We start from the raw sequence: 17,241 nt of genomic DNA on the forward strand, positions 1-17,241 counted from the left end.
CTTTCGAACATTTATTCTCCTATCTTTTTACTACAAGTAAGAAATAAAAAAGTTAAAATCATCGTTCTCGAATGTATCGATGTAAGGATTTCTCCGTTTATAATTGGTTTAAAAACCATAGGTTTTTGTTACTGTATTTGGACTATTTTATAGTTGAAAGTATATTTCTTGGAAAACTTATTGAAATTAAAACCTGATAATCATTTAATTGTCAGGTTTTAAGTGCTGCAATTGAAATTTAGGAGTACTAACTAAACGCTTACTTATTTATCAGCTGAAGTACAAAAATCTTAATTGGTGATAAATTTCTATACTTCATATAAAGAAAGTAATGTGGTTGTGAAACCAATTATATTATTCAATTAATATTGTATATTATAACACGCTATAATAAAAAATTTAATTACTTGAAGGATTAGAACTATACCTCTATGTCTATATATAATCCATAATTACTAAATTTTTCTTACCCTCTTTTTCTCTCTATATAACCCAAAGAGCAAACCTATAAATCCCGCTAAAATACAGATCGTAAGCCAAAAAACTAATTTATACTGAGTTACAATTACTCGGTATGTAAAGGTGAATATAAATAAAACAAGACCTAGTAATTGCCAAATCACATCCTTTTCCATTCTATAAGTCTTATCAATATTTGGAATCAAATTAAATATGATTTTTAATTCATGCCATTCCCAAATTATGAGCAAAATGTTCGCTAATAGCATTAATCCAGTGATAACTGGTGTATATGCGAAATAATAAGACATCGTTATTATGAAAATATTTAAAATAATTGGAAAGTTGATTAAAGCTCCAAATTTTGAGAATTTTTGAGTCATAAGAAAGAATCCTGAAATTAATTGGGCCAATCCTATAAATTTCCAATATAATCCTGATTGGTACATGGTTTCAAAAAAGTGCCAAGCACTATTTATAGGATTTAACTCTCCACTTTCAGAAGTAAATCGAATACCTTTTATTTTTATAAGGCTAGCAAAAACAAATGCTCCACCAATTAAATATCTAAGATAAATTATGAATATTTGGGGTAGTATTTTGTCTTTAATTCTCTTCATAATAAAGGTTTGTTTTGCTAAGACGAATAAAACAAAAGAATGTTACTTTATTAAATTTTGGTGTATCGCCATAAGTTTTAATAGATAACTAACACAAATTTGGAAGGTAATTGTATTTAAAGCTGTAAAAATTAGTTTTAAATCAAATCCAAAATAATTTTTCGATAAGATTTGCCAATTGGTAACTTTATTTCGTTATGTAGTACTATCTGATTACCATCAATTAACTTAAGTCGATTAAAATTAATGGCAAAGGATTTATGAATTCTTAAAAAGTTATTAGGTAGCTTTTCCAGAAACTCGGTTAGTGTTTGTGGAGTAAGTACCATAGTATCCGAAAAGATTTTGATATAATTGCCATAGGCTTCTATGTGGGTGATTTCCTTTAAAGTAAGCTTAATGATTTTCTTGTTGCTTTTCACAAATATCGTTTTAGTGATGTCATCTTCTGTAATTTCAGATAGTGCAGGGTTAGGTTGAACTAGCTGCTGTACTTTTGAAATCGCTTTAAGAAAACGTTCTAGTGAAAAAGGCTTTAGAAGATAATCGGTAACTGATAATTCAAAACCCTCTACTGCGTACTCGGGGTAGGCGGTGGTAATGATTACGTTGGGTTTTTGTTGCAATGATTTTAACAGACTTAAACCGGAGAGCTTTGGCATATTAATATCCAAGAACAGGATGTCTACCGTATATTTTTGTAGTACCTCCATTACTTCAAAAGCATTAGCACAGCTTGCCACTAAAGATAGATATGGGATGTCGGAAATGTAGCTTTCTATAATCTGTCGTGCAATTGGTTCATCGTCTGCAATGATGCATTTTAGAGTTTTCATTAGGTTCGGTTTTGTTGAGACAATTACTTGTTAAGCCAAGTGATGGCGTGGTTAATTTGGTTGTCATTGGCCATAGGAATATGATGTTGAAATGGTATAGCAACATCAACTCCGACATGTTGGTCGTAGCTCTTTTTATTTCGGTCGATAAAAATATCTTGCGAAATAATCATGGCCAACTCATCACTTATTATGTCGTATCCGTTACCCGTAGTGTACCCCGCAGTTTTTTCGCCAATAAATTTAGTATTTGATCTCCCTTTAAAGGTAATGGCCAACATTTCACCGGAACTGATTGTATATCTACTCAATAATACAGCAACTTTTTCAGTGGCGCGAATATTGGGTTGGTCATCCATAGCACAAGCTAGTCTTTCATAATTATAAAGCTGTGCTTTTTTTATAGTATAATCCCGGATTTCGTTTTGCGCATTAATGGCGCCACCAATAAACCCCTCACCAATTAATGGCGCAAGACCGGAGACCATAGGTTCAATATTTCCCCCGCCATTATATCGTAAATCAACTATCCATTTATTTGCTCCTTTCTCTTTGAGTGTTTTTAGTCCATTTCGAATAAGGTCGGCCTGTTTTTTTACATCCCCGGGACCAATGCCAACGACTCTTAAATAACCTACTTTGTTGTCTAAAAGTTGATACGAAAATTTAGCAGAAATATCATTTATAACGCTAGTAAGGAATTCAGTATCTCGTTCCGGATCCTCTGGTTCAAGTTTTCCAGTGTAACTGGCAACAATACTATGATCGGTCAACAATCTGAAAGACGCGTGTTTATCTCCTAAACTATTGATTAGAAATTGTAGTCCTTCTTTGAAACCTTCTATGTTGGTTTTGTCTTTTGTTAAGGCAATGAATTCCTGATTGACCTTTTTCCATTTCACCTGATTCGTATATAGAGAAGTTTCCTTTGCTTTTTGAACAATAGGATGCCATTCAACTTGCTTTTTTTGTGCAGTGCCACAAGAACAGCGCATAAATAGGGTCAGAAGTTTGATTGACGTTTTCATATTGTTTTAATTTTAGAGATTTCTAGCGAAACAGTATATCGAGTGTTTGTTGATGTTGTGATTAACCGATGGCTATCTGGATACATCAATGCCAAGCGTTTTTTTGCATTTTGAAGACCTATGCCGCTCTTCCCTTTTTCTAAATCAGTCTCTTTTGTAACCGTAGTATCGATTGAATTGATGCATTCGAACAAAAGCGAATCGGCTTCACCCTTTATGCTTATGATGACACTGTTCTGTTCTTTTTTTGACGCGCTAAAATGTTTGAAGGCATTTTCTACGAATACGATTAATAACATAGGCGCAATTTCATGCGAAACGAAGTCTCCCGTTTTAGTAAAAATAATTTCGGTTTCGTCTTCTAATCTAATTTTTTCCAACGCAACGTAATTTTCTAAATACATGATTTCTTTTTCTAACGGAACCATTGCTTCCTTGGTTTCGTAGAGGCTGTATCGTAACAAATCCGATAGCTTCAGCATTAGGCCAGGCAATTTATTCGATTTTATTACAGAAAGGCCATAAAGGTTATTTAAGGTATTGAACAGAAAATGAGGATTCAATTGTGCTTTTAACAATTTCAATTCTGCTTCTTTTTCTTGTTGACGCCTTGTAAAGCTATCTCGTGCAATTTTTATCGTAGAGGCAAAAACTAGTGACAGTATCAATATTCCAAAAAAATTAAAGAATCGACTCCATGTAAAAGAAAGGTCATCTATGGTGTTTAATATGACGACAGAAATACCAGTAAACAAGGCTGTATTCAGTAGGAACAGGACAATGTATATAGCTGTAGATTTTCTAAAAAAGGGCAAGATATATAAGTTATTGACGTACACGGGTGGTGCCAACAAAATGATAGCGAATAAGGAAGCCAACACCCTATTGTCATTTTGTATGGCCGTCATAAAGATTAGGAACAGAAAAAACCAAATAAAGAGGTTCTGGGCTATTTTATGGTCAACAAACGTATCGAGTTTAGACATTTTTAAGGTGTATTGTAGGTTTCAAAAATAACTGTTATCCATACAATACCCATGTTTAAATGGTAAGTGATTCTCTTTTGGTGACCAAGAGCTATTTTTTCATGATATCAGCACTTTATAGCGGTTATCATTTTAGTGAATACGTTGGTCATTCTTATTTTTTAAAGCTGGTCTTTCATCTCACTTTTGAAGTCTAAACTTTAAAAACAATAAATATGAAAACTAAAAATTCAATTAGCATCTTTTTAGCGCTACTTTTAAATGTAACGGTGTTTTTCTCTCAAGAATCCAATCTAGAGTCAATTGCATTAAAATACCAAAGTTCCTTTGAGGAAAATAATCAGGGTGTGGGAATACTTGTTAAACGAGATAACCAAGTATACACCACTAGTATTGGAAACCATAATTTAACCGAACGCAGTGTTTTTAATATTGGCAGTGCAACAAAAACGTTTACTGCTATTTTAATTTTACAAGAAGTTGAAAAGGGAAACATTATGCTTACGGATACTATAGGTACATATCTTGACCCTATACCCAATGTGGATGGCGCTTTGACCATAGAACAGTTGCTTACTCATGAATCGGGATTGGACGAAGTTATTAGTAAAAATATTCAGGATATTTTTTATGCAAAGAGCGATTCTCTTTATCAAGATGATTTGTTGCAACAGGTAGGGGAGAATGACCCTGACATGGTCGGTAAATATGAATACTGTAATACCAATTACTTTTTATTGGGTAGAATTATTGAAAAGCTGACCGACCAAAGTTATTTTGATGTATTGCGTGAGCGCATTATTGAGCCACTTCAATTACAGCATACCTACCCATATGTGCATAAAAACTTACCCAATTTGGCAACACCCATACACGATGATAGGGATGTAACCGAATTTTTAGACTATAGATATTTTGCCAACGTAGCTTTTGCTGCAGGTAGTGTGGCTTCGACCTTAATTGATATGGAAATATTTTACACCAGCCTTTTTGAAACTGATAAATTATTAAAAAAAGAAACCTTAGCGCTACTATTGAACTCTGGTAATGATGTATATGGGTTAGGGATTTTTAAACCGAATTCTAAGGAAGGAAACTACTACGGGCATGGGGGTAACAACATCGGCTATTCTTTTAGAAACGGATATAATCCTAACACAAATAATCTATTTATTATTTTTTCAAATTCTCGAAAAATTCCACAAAGCAAAGTGATTCATTCTGACTTAATGGCGTTTACCAACGGTGAGACAATTGAACAATTTTCCGAAGTAAACATAGAAAATTTCAAAAGCTATGCCGGCACCTATCTTTTAGCTGAAGCGAATCTTGAATTCGTAATTAAGCTGGATGGTGATTCCATGTACTTATTGGTTCCTGCACAAGATGCAAAAAGTGAGCTCACGCAAAAAAATGAAACAACGTTGATGGATACCTCAGTTGGTGCAACTTTTAGTATTATCGAGGGTTCCACGGACCGCTTAAAATTTAAGCAAAATGGATTTTCAACAGAAATAGTAAAGGTGACTTCTCCAAATGCTATATCCGAACAGAAGTAATCTAGTTAAATATCCAAAAACAAAACGTATGAAACTAACTGTTACCAATGTGTCAAAACGCTACGGCTATAAAACATTCGCACTCAAAGATTTTTCCATAACTATAGAAAAAGGAATTTTAGGACTACTAGGTCCAAATGGCGCTGGAAAATCAACACTTCTAAAGATGATTGCTACAGTAAACAAGCCTACCGAAGGTCTTATTGGCCTTAACAAGAATAACATCATTAAAGACCCTAATTATATGCGGCAGCAATTAGGCTTTCTACCTCAAGATTTTGGGGTGTACCCCAATCTTAACGCTGTTGAATTTTTAAAGTATATGGCGGCGATAAAAGGAGTAGGAGGGGCCAATCTTAATGAGCGTATTAATCAACTTTTAGTAGGGTTAAATCTTACGGAATCTGCTAGGAAACCTATAGGATCGTATTCCGGAGGTATGAAGCAAAGGGTCGGTATTGCGCAGGCACTTCTTAACAATCCCAAAGTGGTGATTTTTGACGAGCCCACAGTAGGTTTAGATCCAGAAGAACGGGTTCGTTTTCGGAATTTAATTTCAGATTTGGCAAATGAGAGTATTGTAATTCTTTCGTCCCATATCGTATCGGATATCGATTCCATTGCAGATAAAGTGGCTATCATGAAAAACGGTAGTTTAATTACCCATGGGAAACAAGAAGATGTGATAAACCAGATACGCGAAAATGTATTTGAAACCATAATCCAGAAACCGGAGTTGAATGCTTTTAAATTGAAACATACCGTAGTAAGTACAGCGCGTAAAAATGAACAATTGACTGTTAGATATCTTAGAGGTGAACCTATTGCCAATTCAGTTCCTAAGAAAGCAAATTTAGAGGATGCGTATTTATACCTAACTAAAACCAAGTAAGATGAAACATTTTTTAACCATTATAAAATATGATTATATACAACGCACAAGAACGTACTCCTTTTTGATAACGCTATGTGCTAGTTTGGTCATCGCTTATATTTTTTTACCTGCACCGAATGCAGGTTATTCTACCATTAGAATTTCTGATTACGTTGGGCAGTATAATTCATCTTGGGTCGGTTATATTACAGCAATCTTAACTAGCGTTTTTTTATCGCTGATTGGGTTTTATTTAATTACTGGAAGTATAAAAACGGATAATGAAACGAGAGTAGGACAGATTATCTCCGCAACACCGATAACAAATTTCACTTATCTACTTGCGAAAGCCAGCAGCAATTTTATATTGCTCCTTACGCTTGTGGGCATTATCTTTTCAATGAGTATTGGCTTATTCTTTTTATATGGCGATGGTTTTTCATTTGAACTATTGCAATTCGTACAGCCTTACCTAATCATTGCGGTTCCCACCATGTTTTTCATTTCCGTTTTGGCTATCGTTTTTGAATTAATTTTTAGAAAATATACCATAGTTCAATATACTGTGTTCTTTTTTCTTTTTTCCGCAATGATGTTATATACTCCAAAAACGGAGCTTCAACAAACCTTAGATGTGTTTGGTAGTAAGCTTGTTACCCAGCAATTGGAGCAAACGGTAAGGGAGATAAAAAATGCCGACAGTAATGAACTGTTGGCTATAGGATATATAATCAGTAGTAACCAAGAAACAAAACAATTTCAGTTTAATGGAGTCGATTTTTCCATATTCTACATTCTAAGTCGTTTAGCACTTGTAGTATTCAGTTTAATGGTATTGTTTTTAGTTTCTCCTTTCTTTCATCGTTTTAATTTAAGGGAAAGAAAAGGAATAAAAAAGAAGAAAACCCTATTGGAAAAGCAACCAATCACACAAGATTTAAGTATTGGTAATTTGGCTATTATAAGTAAAAATTATAGTGTTTGGCCATTATTTAAAGTAGAATTTTTAATGCTAATACGTAAAGGAAAATCTTGGTTATGGATTTTTAATATCTTGGGAATTATCTTGTTGGCGGTACTTTCCACTGACGTGGCGCATCAAATAGTATTACCGGTATTATGGTTTTTGCAAGTACACCGATTCTCGGATATTACGACCAAAGAAACGACCAATAGAATGCATTACTATGCTTTTTCCTCGTACTTGCCAATACGTCGGTTATTAACGTCTCAATTGAGTTCTGCTGTAATTTTAATGTTGGGTCTTACACTCCCGTTACTGATCCGATATGTAATATTTATGAATGTTCCATCACTATTGAGTATTGTTTTAGGAGGGGTTTTTATAGTGTTTTTCGCTGCGATTTTAGGTTTGTTGACCAAGGGTAAAAAGCTATTTGAGATACTATTCTTCTTACTCACATATGCAAACTTGAACAAGGTCCCATTATTAGATTATTTTGGAGGCCTGCCCAAAACTAACTTAAAGTTGGTAGCTTTTAGCGTTTTTGTTTTATTACTCTCGGGAGGTACCTATTTGATTAGAAAATGGCAATTAACAAGGGGAACATGAAAATAACCGGATGGGATTGAGTTTACCGGTAGGTTAAGAATGGTTTTTGGTGTTTATCTAAAATTCAAATATTAAGAAGGTTAATTTCTACAAGAATTTTTGGATATTTATTCGTAGTACAACAATATTTATCAATAATCATTATGGGAATTACCAGGCGTCTTTAATTTTTTGAACTTCAATGGTTCTATGTTTTCCATCTTCATCTATTACTATTTTTAGAATATCATTTGTAATTAGCGCCTCCCAACCGGTGCTCCAAAATTCGCATAACTTATCTTGTTGTGCGAGTTGTACCAAATCTAAGTTATTGATTTTTAAAATCTGTGTTTTTGATTTTATTTCGCCTTTTAATCGACTATTTTCATAGATGTTGGCAACGGTGACAATACCTTTTTCAAAGTCGGGAAAAAAGCCTATTTCATAAAGATTGGGTAATTGTAAATCATCAATTTCATCGTTTTGATCCAATATCAGATAATCATTATCCCAGTCAATGGTTACCAAATAGTTTTCAAAAAATTCATTGCCCATAATTGATGAGTTACCTGGTTTCACCAAAAAATAAGAAGGTGATTTAAAGGTATACTTACTAATTTTAAAGGTTTCTAATTTTTTATAGAACGTAGCCCCTTGCTTAGCTCCCGAAAAATTAGCGCCGGTAAGACCTATTTTAAGTATCGATGGTGCATTCTGTAATAGTGTAGTATCACCAGTTTGAAGGAAACCGTTGAAACCAGTATCCAGTGTGAAATTTTTGTGTTTCTCTCCTATTTTTAGATTTAAATAAACATTTCCTACGGCACCAGAATTTAGTTTGATTTTTTTGTGATTATCAGAAATATCGAATCGTTTACTCGAGTCCGTAATCCTTATCACTTTTCTCTGATAGTCAATTTGCCAATTTGATTTTCGCATTAAATTATTTCCAATAAATCCATCCACTTTATCACAACTAATATATTTACTGAATTTCGAAATATCCCAAATCATGGCTACTGTCTCTTGAAATTTAATTCCTCCAATATCTATAGCTGCTATTTCAACCCTTCCTATGTTTCCCTCAGAGTCGTCACCATTTGAAATCGTTCCGTTTTTTAGTTTTTTCAGATTTAAATCAGCTACAATTGTCGGGTCTATAAGGTTTAATTCGGCACCAGTATCAAGTAAAAAATTATATTCTTTGCCTTGGATGGTTACAGGTAATAAAACGAATCCGTTGTGGTATTTAAATTGAATTTCTTTAATATAGTCTTGATTGCTTACGAAGCCTTGTTTTTTATATTTAATGGTTGAACAACTAAACAAAAGTTGTACTAAAGAAATGATAAGTATTGTTTTTCGCATATCATATTAATTTATTAACGGGATTAGTTACGCCACTTTATTTTTAAACAAATAGTTCTTACAAATAGGGTGAATACATTACTACTTTTCAATTTAAAAATTATGCCAACCCTTAAGGGTGTTATATCTAATATGGGGTATCTAAATGTATCATTAGTATTTTCTATCACCCTGAAAGAAACGATTTTATTCTTCTTGCATTCTATTTAAGATTAGTGATGAAAAAGCTTCTACACCCACCTTTATAACCTTTTCATCCACCTTGAAATTGGGGGCATGTGGCATAGAAACGATTCCTTTTTCGAAATTTGAGCCTCCAATAAAAAAATAGACTCCGGGTACCTCTTGCTGGAAATACGCAAAATCATCACCACGACCATCAGGCATCACACCGTATAATGGCAAGGCAGTTATAGACTTATCGGGAATAGCCGAAAGAGCATTCAGGGCTTTGTTTACCAAGGTACTATCATTAGTTACGTTTCCCCTGTCATTGGAGTAAACGAACTTATCAGACTTGAACTCGACCTTTTTCAATTCATTAGAATACGAAGAGGTTGCTATTTTTGCGGTTAACCGCTCGGGAATACCTTGAATCAATTCATTAGTACTGGCGCTCAGATAACCACTAACTCTGATTTCGTTACTATTTTCAACAACCTCAAAATTATCTTCTACCGTTATGTAGTCCTTGAAAATCGTATTAGGGCTACCAATGCCAATATCAGGATGCATCAAGTTTTGCATTTGCCAAAATTCTCCTGCAGGTGCTACATTTTGAATTTCGGAAATACATTCCTTAGCAAACTTCAAAAGAGAGGACGAATTTTCTACCTTCTCGAAGGTCAAATTTATTTGTTTGTAATCTGCAAAAAGGTAATCGGGTTTGGTTGCTATTAACCCTACAGGCATTGGAGAGACATGAGCGGCATAGATTTCATCTGGATGGATCATATCGAACAAGCCATCGGCTATCATTGACTTAGCACCTTGATAGTTTTCTTCCGAAGGTTGAAATATAAAATAAATAGTACCTTCAATTTCATCCTTTTTATCCGATAAAGCACTTGCCAGGCCCAAACCTATAGTCGTGTGTATATCATGTCCACAATGATGTGAGGATTTTTGAGTAGTATCCTCTAATTTGTCTTCTGTCTTAACATGAGCGGGTATGGCATCGATATCTGCTCTCCAAGCTATTCGCTTGCCAATTTTAAAACCATGTAATATACCCACAACACCATATCCACCAATGTTGGATTTAACCTCCAAGCCTAAATCCAAAAGGTACTTCTGAATAAAAGAAGCCGTTATTTTTTCTTCCCCTGACAACTCTGGATTGGCATGTAAATAGCTACGGACCTCTAGTAAGTTTTGGTACAGCTCTTCTGTACATATTGGCGAATCGCGTTTAGTATTCTCTTGAGAATGCGCATAAATGCCTTTAAACATTACTGCAATTAACAAACTGTAATAAAAATAATTTTTGAGTGCGTACATACTGTTTTTTTTCTTCAACAAATATGCGAATAGGAGTCGGCAATTATCTGACACATTTGTGACAAAATTAGTTTTCTATTAACCGTTTTCGAATTCTGCTCAACGATTGTCTTTCCACCCCTAAAAAGGAGGATAAGTGTGTTAAACTAATTCGATTTATAAGGGCGGGGTTGTTCTTGATAAATTGTACATAACGTTCTTGAGCTGTATTCAACAAAAAACTTTCGACACGATCCGTAACTATCGCCAATGCATTTTCTGCGACTAATCTACCATACCATTGACTGTTCTTGAAATTATCGTAGCTCTCGTATATTTTTTTAAATGGTAGAGCGACTATAATGGTAGGTTCAAGACATTGAATAAAACAGCTTGTCTTTCGTTGTTCTATAAAGGCCGGATAATCTGTGGCATACTCACTTTCTTTTATAAACCCTGTCGTGATATCACGATGCCTGCCATCAACATAATACCTTCTAAGCAAACCCTTAGAAACATATCCCATTTCTTTTTGCACCTCATCTTTTTTTAAAAAAAAATCTTTTCTGTTATATTCCTTTACGTTCAAATACAGGCGTATGAACTCTATTTCCTCAGGTGTGGAATGTATAAATAATTTCAAATACTCTGAAATGTAGGTTTCGTGTATACTTTTCATATCGAGCGTCACTTATATATGATTACTTTTTGTGCTCCAAAATCCATTCTAAAATAGGATCCCTATAGTTTTTATACGCTTCAAAACTAACAGGAATTTTCTCGTCGACTTCCAAATCTTTTGCAGCAACACCGTAAAAGGCATTTACCCAAAAGGTCCTTCCAAGCGTAAATGAGTCATCGGCCCAATCATGCTCATATTTAGAATCTTGAATTTTAATTCCGGAATAGGGTAATTTGTAATACTCTCCTTCCGCCCAAAATTTTAGATTATCACCTACTTTTTCCCCAACAACTACAATTTTTTCCTTGGCAAAGTATTTAATTCGTGCTGCGGTCACCAAACCGGCTGAAAAGGTTTTACTACTTGTTATGAGGTAGATTTTCTTATCCTCATCAATTATCTCTGGAGGTTCTGTCGCCAATTTGGTTGGTATCAAAAAATTGCCGCCGGTGTAATACCTCAAATCCAAAATGACGTTATAGTCTCTTTTTAGTTTCAAGGTATCAATAAATTCATCTATCGTCCCTTCAAAATCTTCGCAGTTATACCATAAGGCATTAATGCTGAAATAAGCTACCTTTTCAGTATCCATGAAAGAATATGAAACCCCTCTTTCCATATTCTCTAGATATAATGGAAGTGATTCGCTTTGACCTAAAACATGGCTCCATGAATCCGTTTCAGCACTACTTGGAAATAAATCTGCCCAAGTCTCATATTCATATTTGGTATTTGGCATTTTCTTTGTCCCAAAATTCGCAATAATTGTATCGTTCTCTTTTAAAAGGGTGAGTTCTAAACTATCCGTATTGGCCATTCCCAAGCCATTTAGAATTTCTGGACTATTTAGATAATTAGAAGCAGTAAATTTTTTAAACCCTTCAATACCCGACAAATGAGGCTTCATTTTTTTATAAACTCTTTCCAAGCCTACAGAATTGATTTCTAAAACCTTAGAGCCTAGATGCTTCATTGAAGCTTTATCCGTCTTAATAATATACAACCCATCAGCAAACCAATAAAATCTTACGGGTATCTTGTTCATCTCACTAAGGTGTATCGTTGTATGTCCATTATTGGCCATGGCAACGGCTTTGGAGAGACCTAAGATGATTTGATTATCAGATAACCCATCTACATTTTTCCGTAAGCTATCCAAAAGCGTCTGGCAAGCAAGAATAGAATCTTTGGAAAAGGTCTTGGAATTCGGTATATAGTTATTTTCGAAGAAATTCAAGTCCGCAATCCATTGTTCTTGTCTGTTCATTTCAGAACCATCTCTAAAAGCTTCTTTTTCGGTACACGACCAAATCAAAACTCCAACACTGAGTATTGCTATACTGAACAAGGTGTATTTAAACCCTTTCGTTTTATACTTTTTCATGCCTTAAATTTTAACTTTTATAGTATTAAATTCAATTGCAATATCTTACTTACATAAAGCTTTGAACAGCGTTTTTTGCCAGAATATCGTTTCAAGTGGTTGAATTGAGATTTATGGCTTTACGCATTCATCCATTCCTTAAAATCGCTCGTCCTTGGTCTGCTTACGATAAACTCTTGATCGCGTGGATTGGCAATAGAGAGCTTGACCCTATGATTAAAATAAGGATCTATTCTCTTAACGGAAGATTTGGCGACAAGCTGGCCGCGATTGATTCTGAAGAATTGATTTTGATCCAATGAATCGAATAATTCATCAATAGTCTCATTGATAATGTATCTTTTATCATGAGTAACACCAAAAGTGATGCTATCTTCTGAATAACAATATAATAATTGCGTTGTTTTGATTTGTAAAAACCCGCTTCCATCTTTGACCAATATGCCATTCCGTTTCGGTTTTTCTTGAATGCTAGCTAACAGTTGTTTTAGTGTTTCAGAATCGATCGAGAGTTTTTGGTTAGACTTCCCGAACATATCCAAGGCTTTGTCTAGATCATCTTTTTGAATAGGCTTAAGTAAATAATCGACACTATTTACCTTAAAGGCTTCAATGGCATATTGATCAAAAGCCGTTGTAAAAATAATGGGGCATTCCACCTCCGTTTTCTGAAAAATCTCAAAGCTTAATCCATCTGCCAATTGAATATCCATTAAAACAAGTCCTGGAGCTTTATTGGTTTCGAACCACGTTACGGAATCTTCAACAGAATCTATAATATCCAATAATTCATAATCAAAAGCACAGGCTGTCAACATACGCTGTAGTTGACTTGCTGCCCTTGGTTCGTCTTCAATGATCAATATTTTCATTTCGGCTTTTTATTCTGTTGTACGTAATAAAGGGAGAGATACCGTAAACTGATTTTGGTCATTCATTAATTCCACAGATGTATTAGAAATCAGTCTATACCGCTCCTGTATGTTTTTGAGCCCTACTTTAGTAGAGGGGAGTTTTGTAGACTTCACCTGAATCTTATTACTTACAATTAACTTCTCATCTTCTATAAAAACTTTTATAGTCAAAGGTTTAGCCCTTGAGATTATATTGTGTTTTATAGCGTTTTCCAACAGCAACTGAAGACTCATGGGTACAATCATTTTATCCAACTCCCGATTAGGAATGTCCCAATTCAATTTCATATTGTCACCAAAGCGTTCAGACTGTATGTGAATATAGGCCTTGGCAAACTTTAATTCATCTCTCAAAGATATTAAGTTTGCATTACCGGATTCCAACAGAAAACGGTACATATCAGATAGTTTATCCACAAACTCCTTCGCATCATCCTTAGTATTTTGGTCAATAATATCGCGAAGCGTATTTAAGGTATTAAAGAAAAAATGGGGCTGTGCTTGATTGCGTAAAGCATCTAATTGGGCTTGCACAATGGCCTGCTTGGATTGCTCTTCTTCGCGAATCGATTTTTTAAGCCGGATATAGAAATAAATAGCTTCATAAATGGCGAAAGTCATCATGCTTATTAGTACTATTGAAAGCAAAGCTTTTGATCGATTGAGAAAATCATAGGACTCGTTTGTTAGTGGCGATAACAAAGAAATACCGATATAATCTACTACGAATACCGTACTTACTATCGCAAGAAAAAACAGTGAAACGCGAACCGCATTGTCTTTTAACGCCGGAAATCTTTTTCGTAAAAGAATCATTAAATATCTAATTACGAACCAGTCTATGGTAGAAAAAACAAGAGATATGGACCAGTAAATAACTTTTTCTACAAAAGGATACGCTCTTGATAAATTGCTAAACAGAAAGTATGTAGCGAAACTTATAATTAGAATACCGACCAACTTGAACCAGAAATCATCGAATCCTAAATACCGTATTCGCCTCTCTTTAGTATAAAACATTTTTCTTTTTTTAAAGGACAATCAAGGGAATACCTTGTTTGGCCTGGTAAAAAACAAACCCGATCCCCAATGCGAACAACAAACCGAATATGCTGATCAGTAAAATCTGATTTCTTTCTGAAAGTTTCCGCTTTTTGGAAACCCATAGGGCGAATAACGGAATTATCTGTATACTATGCAATGCAAAAAAATGTGCAATTCGTAAATCACCTCCTTCAGTGCTCCAATTGACCAAGGGCAATCCTGCTCCGCCATCGGCTGTGGCCACATTGTGAGCCATTTGACTAATCATCTGTCCCCCTACCCAACTACCAAAGACTACAATGACCCAACCCAAAAATATCGCCCATTGTATTGCTTTGGTCGTTTTTAATTTCAACCGTGCCGTATCAACAATAAATAGAAACATTATGAACACGTTAATACCGACAAAAACACCCATTAGCATAAATAAAATTCCATCCAAAGCAGTGGCGGTATTATAATGACTTTGTACACCTCTTGAAGCCTGATATACGATAATCAAGAATTCAAATAATAACGACCAAGCGGTAATATGATTTATTAAAGCTTTCTTCTTTTTAGAATAAGGATATTTTGTGATTAGATACCCCGCCGAAATCAAATAAATAGTTATTGAAATGGAAAATTTCAACGGTTTCACCCAAACGTTGACCCCCATTAGAGTTCTATTGTCAATAAAAATACCGAATACGCATACTAGACCGATTACAGAGACTGCAATTGCCGTCCAATACACCACAGCACTTTCTTCTTTGACTTTTTTTACAAGTACACTGATTTTTCTTTGAGAATCTGCCCATAGCCTTACTACGCCATTTGGAAGCGAATTATTTTTAATCAAGGATTGTGTGGAGAAGTTCATGTTATTTTTATTTTATAAGTTCATTTTACGTTGTTACGGTTTTCGCATTCTAGGATATTTTGTGCTTGATAGCTTTGACGGACATAAACATTAAAAAACCCATTGGACCTAACATAAAGGTGAAAAAAAGACAAGGGGCCATCAATAACTGATGAACACCGATTTCCTTATTTTTAGTGACCATCCACATACCTACCAGTAAATCAAAGGCGAGGTAATGAACCCAACCTGCTAAAACTGCATTTTCTTCGGTGAATAGTTTCATCACGGATGATAAGCTGCCAAAATCCATCAGTCCTCCGACAAACATGGATTGGATGATATAAAAAATATAAACCGCTGATAAGACTATGGGAATCGCCTTGAAATCGATTAAGAATTGGGTCACTCTCCATTTAGGCAGGAAAATCATCAAGATCCACATGGGCATAGCGATCAGGTTTACTAAAGAAAAAACTGCTGTTGGTGTTATTTGAATCATTTTACAAAAATTGAATGATGCCTTAAAGATTCCGTAATTCAACCGTTAACAAAATGACTTTGTATTGAATCGTCGTTAAATAAAGTTGAATCATCAGAGAGTGGATTCATTCATAATCCTGCTTTAAATATGAGAAAGACTATTGAAAGTAAAATTACCAGCACCTAATCACAATGTATTTTATTACTTACATGCTTTATGAGATAGTCCTCAAAAAAAATAACTTTATAATTAAGTATCTAATTTGACGACTTTTCATATTCTAAACGTTAAATGGGAAAATCTAATACGACCTACTTAGCCAATATTATTAAGATAATCGTTATTGCTTAAAAGGTTACAAGTCTTTGTGTACGCTATTATTTAAAATATCGTTTTTGAATGTCCGTTATAAGTCATAATCCTTTAAAATTAGCAATAACGAGCCTATTGTAGAGTTAATCTCCAAAACAACTACGATTAAGCTCATAGACAAATTCATTTAAGTATAATTGAAGGTATTTTTCTTAAATTTTATGATAGTTACCCAATAAATTTCTTTTGGCATTACTAATGGTAATATGAACCCACTTTAGAATTTCTTTATTGATTTTTCTGTGACATGTAACTCTATAAAGTCAGCAATATCGACATAGGATGAGGTTTTGTCTGTAAAAACAATACTCTTTTGATAAATAGTATCTTCTATAGTTTTATTAATTTCTTTAGCATTATGACCATTTAAAACCATTTTATATGATGGCCTGAAAATAAAACCTTGTAAATCATAAGATTAGCAAGGTTTTGGTCTCGGATGGTTTCCGATTTAGTGACCTCGCCGGGGCTATAACCCTCTTTCGCTCAGACCAATCAGAGTCGAGTACTTACTAATTTATACAATCGTTGTAGACGATTAGTAAAATTTTTATGTTGCTAAAGTAACTTTCGGTTTTCAAAAATAAGAGTTTTTAAAGATCTTGTATTGAAGTCAATCCCAATTCTATAGAAATTATTCGCAAAATACTTTAAAGAAAAAATGGCATTTACGTTAAAGACTTACTAGTTTTGTCCGATACCTATTTTCAGCTTAGCTAAGGAATCGAAAATTAGTTTTCATATCTGAAGCGACAAGAA

15 protein-coding genes and 1 pseudogene are annotated in these 17,241 nt (G+C 34.3%); 3 read left to right on the forward strand and 13 right to left on the reverse strand.

Features of this window, described 5'->3' with window-relative positions; translation table 11 throughout:
* Positions 1-455: 455 nt before the first annotated feature.
* The 4 genes from ACFQZJ_RS13155 to ACFQZJ_RS13170 all read right to left on the reverse strand — a co-directional run bounded on the left by ACFQZJ_RS13155 (position 456) and on the right by ACFQZJ_RS13170 (position 3,929).
* Complete coding sequence (locus ACFQZJ_RS13155) at positions 456-1,079, reverse strand: hypothetical protein (protein ID WP_379935146.1); 624 nt, start codon at positions 1,077-1,079, stop codon at positions 456-458.
* A 137-nt stretch (positions 1,080-1,216) separates the two neighbouring features.
* Complete coding sequence (locus ACFQZJ_RS13160; RefSeq protein ID WP_379935148.1) at positions 1,217-1,915, reverse strand: LytR/AlgR family response regulator transcription factor; 699 nt, start codon at positions 1,913-1,915, stop codon at positions 1,217-1,219.
* Between the two features lie 23 nt (positions 1,916-1,938).
* Complete coding sequence (locus tag ACFQZJ_RS13165) at positions 1,939-2,943, reverse strand: S41 family peptidase (RefSeq protein ID WP_379935149.1); 1,005 nt, start codon at positions 2,941-2,943, stop codon at positions 1,939-1,941.
* Entirely contained in the window at positions 2,940-3,929 is a 990-nt protein-coding gene (locus tag ACFQZJ_RS13170; RefSeq protein WP_379935151.1) for a sensor histidine kinase, read from the reverse strand. The genes ACFQZJ_RS13165 and ACFQZJ_RS13170 overlap by 4 nt, the downstream gene beginning before the upstream one ends.
* Before the next feature lie 215 nt (positions 3,930-4,144).
* On the opposite strand from ACFQZJ_RS13170, the gene ACFQZJ_RS13175 reads away from it, so the two are divergent.
* From ACFQZJ_RS13175 to ACFQZJ_RS13185, 3 genes are read left to right on the forward strand one after another with little or no spacing between them, the layout of a single operon-like run.
* Positions 4,145-5,488, forward strand: a complete 1,344-nt coding sequence (locus tag ACFQZJ_RS13175) for a serine hydrolase domain-containing protein (RefSeq protein WP_379935152.1) — start codon at positions 4,145-4,147, stop codon at positions 5,486-5,488.
* Between the two features lie 28 nt (positions 5,489-5,516).
* Positions 5,517-6,380, forward strand: coding sequence for an ABC transporter ATP-binding protein (locus ACFQZJ_RS13180; RefSeq protein WP_379935153.1), 864 nt, complete (start codon positions 5,517-5,519; stop codon positions 6,378-6,380).
* A 1-nt stretch (position 6,381) separates the two neighbouring features.
* The gene (locus ACFQZJ_RS13185) at positions 6,382-7,935 is read left to right on the forward strand and encodes a hypothetical protein (RefSeq protein ID WP_379935154.1); all 1,554 of its coding nucleotides are present in this window, start codon (positions 6,382-6,384) and stop codon (positions 7,933-7,935) included.
* Between the two features lie 150 nt (positions 7,936-8,085).
* On the opposite strand, the gene ACFQZJ_RS13190 is transcribed toward ACFQZJ_RS13185, so the two are convergent.
* The 9 genes and pseudogenes from ACFQZJ_RS13190 to ACFQZJ_RS13230 all read right to left on the reverse strand — a co-directional run.
* Complete coding sequence (locus ACFQZJ_RS13190) at positions 8,086-9,282, reverse strand: retropepsin-like aspartic protease (RefSeq protein ID WP_379935155.1); 1,197 nt, start codon at positions 9,280-9,282, stop codon at positions 8,086-8,088.
* A 186-nt stretch (positions 9,283-9,468) separates the two neighbouring features.
* Positions 9,469-10,782 carry a M20 metallopeptidase family protein gene (locus ACFQZJ_RS13195; protein ID WP_379935156.1) on the reverse strand — a complete coding sequence of 438 codons (1,314 nt, stop codon included), beginning with the start codon at positions 10,780-10,782 and terminating at the stop codon, positions 9,469-9,471.
* A 67-nt stretch (positions 10,783-10,849) separates the two neighbouring features.
* Positions 10,850-11,440 carry a Crp/Fnr family transcriptional regulator gene (locus ACFQZJ_RS13200; protein WP_379935158.1) on the reverse strand — a complete coding sequence of 197 codons (591 nt, stop codon included), beginning with the start codon at positions 11,438-11,440 and terminating at the stop codon, positions 10,850-10,852.
* Positions 11,441-11,462: 22 nt separating this feature from the next.
* Positions 11,463-12,827, reverse strand: coding sequence for a hypothetical protein (locus ACFQZJ_RS13205; RefSeq protein ID WP_379935160.1), 1,365 nt, complete (start codon positions 12,825-12,827; stop codon positions 11,463-11,465).
* Positions 12,828-12,946: 119 nt separating this feature from the next.
* Positions 12,947-13,699 carry a LytR/AlgR family response regulator transcription factor gene (locus tag ACFQZJ_RS13210; RefSeq protein WP_379935161.1) on the reverse strand — a complete coding sequence of 251 codons (753 nt, stop codon included), beginning with the start codon at positions 13,697-13,699 and terminating at the stop codon, positions 12,947-12,949.
* A 9-nt stretch (positions 13,700-13,708) separates the two neighbouring features.
* Positions 13,709-14,761 carry a sensor histidine kinase gene (locus ACFQZJ_RS13215; protein ID WP_379935163.1) on the reverse strand — a complete coding sequence of 351 codons (1,053 nt, stop codon included), beginning with the start codon at positions 14,759-14,761 and terminating at the stop codon, positions 13,709-13,711.
* 10 nt (positions 14,762-14,771) lie between these two features.
* Positions 14,772-15,647 carry a hypothetical protein gene (locus ACFQZJ_RS13220; protein WP_379935164.1) on the reverse strand — a complete coding sequence of 292 codons (876 nt, stop codon included), beginning with the start codon at positions 15,645-15,647 and terminating at the stop codon, positions 14,772-14,774.
* 49 nt (positions 15,648-15,696) lie between these two features.
* Complete coding sequence (locus ACFQZJ_RS13225) at positions 15,697-16,128, reverse strand: ABA4-like family protein (protein WP_379935165.1); 432 nt, start codon at positions 16,126-16,128, stop codon at positions 15,697-15,699.
* Between the two features lie 437 nt (positions 16,129-16,565).
* A pseudogene (locus ACFQZJ_RS13230) lies at positions 16,566-16,855 on the reverse strand (transposase); the annotation flags it as partial.
* Positions 16,856-17,241: the final 386 nt, after the last annotated feature.

This window comes from Maribacter chungangensis (genome assembly GCF_042676845.1).
Classification (GTDB): Bacteria; Bacteroidota; Bacteroidia; order Flavobacteriales; family Flavobacteriaceae; genus Maribacter; species Maribacter chungangensis.